Annotated in this window: 2 protein-coding genes and 1 pseudogene; all 3 read right to left on the reverse strand. The window is 34.1% G+C overall.

Annotated features, from left to right (window positions below; genetic code table 11):
* Positions 1-2,189, reverse strand: a 2,189-nt coding sequence (locus T357_RS21940) for a helicase HerA domain-containing protein (protein ID WP_031555788.1), incomplete at its 3' end; no start/stop codon positions are given.
* A 12-nt stretch (positions 2,190-2,201) separates the two neighbouring features.
* On the reverse strand, positions 2,202-4,235 hold the full coding sequence (locus T357_RS0118210) for a tetratricopeptide repeat protein (protein WP_031555791.1): 2,034 nt from the start codon (positions 4,233-4,235) through the stop codon (positions 2,202-2,204).
* Positions 4,235-4,633, reverse strand: a pseudogene (locus T357_RS0118215) (helix-turn-helix transcriptional regulator); the annotation flags it as partial. The pseudogene T357_RS0118215 and the gene T357_RS0118210, both read right to left, overlap by 1 nt.

Consider the following 4,633-nt stretch of genomic DNA (forward strand, 5'->3'; position numbering starts at 1 on the left):
AGTTCAGGGTCATATCGATTCTTTGACTTCTCTAAGTCCCAACCACAATTAGCATAAGCTCTTTCAATAGAATCTTTTAAAATTGCAGGCATAGCTGCATACATAGGCCAACAAACATTAAAAATCTCAACAAGGCGATCCAAGTGTTCTAATATATGGGTTGTCTTAGGGAATCTAAAAGGATTAATCCTTAATAATACTATGTCATTCAAAACAGGATTTGTGCCATAAGTTATTACACCTTTGGTCCTTCCAAATACTGATTTATATTCACCTTTAGTCGGTTCAACAACAAGGAAATTAACATCCTGATTTATTAATTCATCAAGCATTTTATAGATAGTGTTTGATTTTCCAGAGCCGGTCGAACCTGTTATAAATGCATGCTTAGTAAGACTTTCTTTATCCAAGAATACTTTAATGTCTTGTTCAACTTGACCCATATGATACAGTTTTCCGATATTTATAGTCTCTTCACCTTCTAAGACATTTCTTCCAAATTCCGCATGATCTATAACTTGGAGGCCAACAACAGATTTAAATGGAAGCCCAAGATGTAATGGTAATTCCAGACCACTTACAATGGTACTTGGTGATTGAACCATATGAGAATTATTATCGTTTTGTTCTAATGGCATAGCGAATATAGGATGTGAAAAACGACGTAAATACTCTTTCATAACAGTTACTGTATTTTTTTCATTCCATACATTAACTGCTCCTTTTTCAATTGAAGTGCCTTTGCCTATTAATAGAGCTTTATATGTGTTAGCGGCAAGAATGGAATTTTCTTCATTATTAGACAGAAAATATGCGCCACAACTATATGCCCCAAAATCTTCACACTCTTTAAGTCTTTGAAGTTGTTCGTCAATTCTTTTAAGGATTTCCTCAATGTCTTTGTTTGTGAATTCAATTTGTAATGTTTTACCTTTTTCATCGGTATGGGTTGTTCCCTCTGATGTTTGATCATTCGTTCCTGTTGCTTCACTTGTATTCGTGGATTCAGCTTCTCCATCTGCAATAGTATCACTTTGGATTTTTCCATGTGTATAACCGCCACCTAATCCAATATTAGCCCCTAATGAACGACTTATGGTTTTTGCGATCCCTTTAGAAATACTAGAACCCTGCATTGCAGAACCTACAACACCAGCCCCTTTTACTACTCCAATAACTTGACCTATTCCAGGAATAGCGATTGCCTCAACCGGAATATATGATATTAAATCCGATAAGCTTTTTAGTGCTGCTCCGGCTCTGGAGGCAGCTGTTGGCGATGATTTTGTTTCTGATTCAGTGGTACCTTTTGAAGATGATGTGTTTCCTCCTATATTTACATTAAAATTATATTGATCATTACTTCCTTCTGTATGAGATAGCGTATGGCTTTGAGTATGAGTAACTCCTTCTGTTACCGTTTTAGAAACACCATGACTTATGGTATTTAAAACAGATTCGCTCTCACTTTCATTATAAGACCAAGTACTTTTCCTGAAAGATGAAAGAGTACTATATATATCCTGATATCCTGATCTTATTTCAGACTGTTCCTGATCTTGTACTGGTTCCGCAATAAATATTCCTGTATATGGCTTGCCATGCATTGTATCAATAAGCTTCTCGATACCTTGAATAAAATCCTTATTTTCGGTTTTATCTTTATCTCGAATGGAGGCAACACAGGAAACGGCCGAGATATTAGAAATATTCTCTTGAAAAATATCGTCTAATAAGTCGGGAATTTTTTGTGATGCTGATATATTAATCAACGTACTTCCAGGAAAGTTACTCTTAATTCCATTTTTCAAAGCACTATATGAGGTTCTTAATGCTTTAGCCTGAATTTTATCATATATATCAGGTGATCTGACACCAATATAGATATTAACAATGTCAATATCTCCTGGAGAATCAATAATTAAAAAAACACTACATCCTAGTGACATCGCTGAATGATATACTGTTGAGAGTTTTTGTAATATATCTTCATTCTTTTTACAAGTAAGCTGTTTTAAATGAAACATTCTTATACATCGTGAGGGTTCTTCACTCATCAATAATTCTCTTGGAAGAAGTATACTATAGTCAGTGAAATGACCTAGGTATTCTTTATAAATGACATTTTGGGCAAGCTTTAATGTTGAGCTCAACTCATTGTAATCACGATTATCTATACTTTCGTTCATATTAACATCCTTTTAATTTGAATACTTTTTAAGATTCTTTAAACGATCTTGAGCTTCTTTTGATCCTTTATCTGCAGCTTCTTGATATAAATCAAACATTTCGCGTCCTCTACAAGTTTTGAGGATCTCTGAATAATGTTTCTTTTCCTCATTTTTTCCACCATAAAAACCAGATAATTCCAAAGCTACTGCTTTATGTATATCTTTAGGAACTTCAGTTCCTTCTGAATAGAAAAATCCTAGGTTATATTGTGCTTGTGCATCACCTAACTCTGCTGCTTTTTCACACCATTTAAAAGCCATTAAGTTATCCTTTTCAACCCCCGTGCCATCATGATAACATTCACTTAAACTTTCCATTGCAGAAGGGTTGTTTTGCTCAGCAGATTTTAATAACCATTCTATTGCAAGTTTTTCATTTTTCTCAACACCTTCTCCAAATAGATATAAATATGCAAGATATTCTTGAGCAATAGCATTGTCATTTTCAGCAGCTTTTTCATACCATGAAAATGCTTCTGATTTGTTTATACCAACATCAAGTTCTCCATGCATATAACATTCGCCTAAAAGGAGCTGAGCATCAACTTGTTCATTCATAGCAGCTTTAAGGAAATAATGAAAAGCTTCATGATAATTTTTATCCACTCCATAGCCATTTTCATAACATTTTCCCAAATAATACAAAGCATCTTTATGATTGTAATCAGCGGCTTTTTCAAAAAGTTCAACGGCTCTTGTATTATTTTCATCTACACCATACCCATAGTAGTAACAGAGCCCCAGCATATAACAGGAAGCACTATACTCATATAGATAATCTTCATCATTGTATTTTTCGTGTTGTGATATACTTTTTTTAAAGTATGAGATAGCTTTTGAATAATCAACTTCTGTTCCGTCTCCGTTTAAATAACAACCCCCTAGATAGAAGCAAGATCCATAATTATTAGCCTCTTCTGCCTTTTCAAATAATTCAATCGCCTTTTGGGAATTTTGTTCAATATTATTGCCTAGTAAATAGCTTTTTCCAAGTTCGAATATGGCATCTGCATTACCTTGTTCTGCTGATTTCATTAACCACTCAATAGCATCAGATCCTTCTGACATTTCAGCTAGAATTCTTTGTGAATATGCATCGCCTCCTTTTGCAGCAATCGTAATCCATGTTTTAGCTTCATTAAGATCTTGACCATATTCATCCACACAATATATTGCACCCAAATTACGAGCACTTACTAAATCATTACCCTTTTCTACTGCTTTTTTAAACCACTCAATTGCCAATGACATATTTTGAGGAACACCCGCGCCTGCATAGTAACATTCTCCAATATTACGCATTGCCATAACCACACCTAGATTTGCAGCATTTTCATACCATTTTGCGGCTTCAATAGGATTTTTATTAACACCTATACTATCGGTATAACAATTAGCAAGACAATACATTGCTTCAGGATGTCCTTGTTTTGCAGCTTTCTCATAGTAAAGAAATATTTGGTATTTATCATGTTCTGAATGACTGCCTTTGTTTTCATTCAAAAGAGCTTCTCTTAATTGGGCATATTTATATTGTGCTTCCGCATTACCCTTTTGAGCTAATGTGAGATACAATTGAATTGCTTCATCTATATTACCAAGATTTTCCATCCTTTTAGCCTTATTAAGAGTATCTTCAGTTGATGATTGTTTATTATAATCATCAACTATAGATTTCTTTTCTGATGCATTTTCCTCGTAAACTGTTTGTTCATTTAAATATGAATTCAAAGTATATCCGTAATTCTTGAGACATTCTCTAAGAATTTTTTCATTTTCTGGATCTCCCCTAAATATAAAATCAAGATCTGCTTCATCATCTTGTAACAATTCTTTACATTCAGAGATTAATCCCTCCCATGATACTCTTCCCTTAAATGGTTCAAACCATTCTCGGATATCTTTTCCACGAATCGGATCAATATTTAAATCCAAATCTCCAACTATAATGTCTCTAAGTCCTTTCAAATTATATGTTATCTCTACGATTATTTTGTTTGACATTAATTACTCCTTTGCAAAAGTTTAATTGTATCCCCCTGACTCCTCAGCCACATATCTATCCCATCACCAAACACTTCTGCCTGTATTATATACTTACCGTCTTCTTCACCGAGAATCTTTGCGGTCGGTAGTCGATCGAGAACTGCTTCAACAGAATATCCGGTATATTCGAATTTAACTCGCCTTAGTTTCCCTCCAAACATAAACTGAATTCGTTTTCTGAATTCACCTTCCTCGAATCGGTCTTTGTAAGGAATTAAGAAATGCACGGAAGTTATCTCTAAATCTTTTATCCTGTCGATGCGATATATAGTAGGATTTATGTCATCAGGATTATCAAATTGAGTCTGTCTATTAACATTCTCAAGAATGGCTACTAAATAAAAATAATATTCAGA

The organism is Oribacterium sp. FC2011, from assembly GCF_000701645.1.
GTDB lineage: Bacteria > Bacillota > Clostridia > Lachnospirales > Lachnospiraceae > Oribacterium.

Bases quoted from the DNA above. Each gene is read 5' to 3' on its own strand.
- T357_RS0118210 (WP_031555791.1), bottom strand. From the start codon at position 4,235: ATGTCAAACAAAATAATCGTAGAGATAACATATAATTTGAAAGGACTT.